General features: G+C 59.2%; 1 protein-coding gene. It reads left to right on the forward strand.

Annotation, left to right across the window (positions count from 1 at the left end; translation table 11 throughout):
* Positions 1–463: 463 nt before the first annotated feature.
* Positions 464–1,937, forward strand: a 1,474-nt coding sequence (locus tag EJI01_RS28215) for a DUF6531 domain-containing protein (RefSeq protein ID WP_221885742.1), incomplete at its 3' end; no start/stop codon positions are given.

Genomic DNA, 1,937 nt, shown 5'->3' on the forward strand with positions numbered 1-1,937 from the left:
CTGGGTAGCGCTTGGATCGTTCGTCCGCTGGAGAGCCGCAAGGAGACTGGCGGCCCTGCTGCTCGCCCAGTTCTTTCTGCTAGCAAGCTCTCACGGATCCTTCCAGTCAACCTCTCAGTACGCCACCTACAGCCTAGGTTATCCCAAATACATGGTTTGGGGTCCAGCAGTCATTCCAGATGCAAATGCGTGCGTAGTCACAGCTGCGGATTGGACTGCTTACGCTCAAGCTACCCCCGGGGGGGTTGAGTCCTATAGCTTGGCGGAATTCATCAGCTCTCAGTATGGTCCATACGTCTGCAACTTCACTGTTTGGTCTAGCAACGGCAGCACCGAGCAATTCTTCTACTACATTGTCCGGTTAGCTTCCATATGTCCATCGAATAGCACAATTTCGCCGGGCGGCACTACTTGCGATTGCAATGCTGGGTATATACAGCAAGGGAACGGTTGCGTACTTCCCATGCTCGAGGCGCCGCCCTCATGCAGGATCACTGATGGCATTCAGAAGGGGCAGCCGATACTGCCCGCAACGGCCGAGAAGTACCGCTCAGAGCTTGATTGGTCAGACGGCGGTCCTGCACCGTTGTCCTTTGTCCGGTACTACCGCACCAGATGGAGTGCAGGTGACTCGTCGCCGCAGGCGGGAATGGGGCAAGTCTGGTCCCATATCCACCACTACCGTCTTACGGTAACTTCGGCCGGTGATCTCAGCACCGCGACCGTTTTTGGTCCCGAGGGAGATGTGCGCAGCTTCACGAGGGCGGTGGGCTCGTCGGTCTGGGGCATCAGCAATAGCGCTGACACGCTCGTCGAGCTCAGCCCGAATTGGCTGGCGTACAAACGCGCCAATGATGACGTAACCTTCAATTTCGATGGTTCAGGCAAGCTGCAAAACAGGGTTGAGCGCAATGGCCGATCGACCGCTTACACATATGACTCTTCAGGCCGCCTAGCTGGCGTCACGAACTCCTTCGGTCGCAGCCTCACCATCGCCTACAACGCTACTGGGCAGCTGACCTCCGTGACGACGCCGGATGCTCGTAGCCTCGGCTACGCCTACGACTCCGTGGGCCGCTTGGCCTCCGTGCAGTATCCCGATGGCAAGAGCCGCAGCTTTGTGTACGAGAACGCATCTTTTCCGCAGGCGCTGACCGGAATTTTTGATGAGAACGGAGCCCGATGGGGCACCTTCGGCTACGACAGGTGGGGGCGCGCAATCACGACGGAGCTAAGTGGAGGCCTCCAGCGATATCAGGTCGGCTACCTAACTTCGGGTGCGACGGTGACCGACCCCTTGGGCACAAGTCGCACCTACTCCTATGGGCTGAATGCCGGCAAGCTTGCCGTCACTTCTGGAAGCAGACCCTCCGGCGAGGGCGAAGACGACGCCAAGACACGGGTGCAAGATTCCAATGGCCTTGTCACTAGTCGAACTGATTTCAAGGACATTCGCACAGATACCTCGTGGGATTCCGCTCGCCGACTCCCCACTTCCGCCACCCGCGCCGTCGGCACTGCCGACGCGCAAACCACGACGACCCAGTGGCACGCCAACTTCAGTCTTCCAGTGCTCATCGCCGAAAGCGGCCGCACGACTGGGTTCAGCTACGACGCCCAGGGCAATCTGCTGAGTAGGACCATCACCGATACGGCAGGTTCGCCGAACACGGTGCGCACCTGGCAGTGGACCTACAACACCCAGGGTTTGGTCGCCACCGAAACCGCGCCGAATGGTGCAGCCACCAGCTATGAGTACGACACCCAGGGCAACCTTACAAAATCTACCAATGCGCTAGGCCACGCGACGCTATACGCCTACGACAGTGCAAACCGCCTCGTGAGTCAGACAAGCCCCAATGGGTTGAACAGTACCTACACCTGGGATGCGCGTGACCGGCTGCTCACACGAACGATCGGTGCTGGCACGAGCGGGG

It is taken from the genome of Variovorax sp. MHTC-1 (assembly GCF_003984645.1).
Classification (GTDB): domain Bacteria; phylum Pseudomonadota; class Gammaproteobacteria; order Burkholderiales; family Burkholderiaceae_C; genus Variovorax.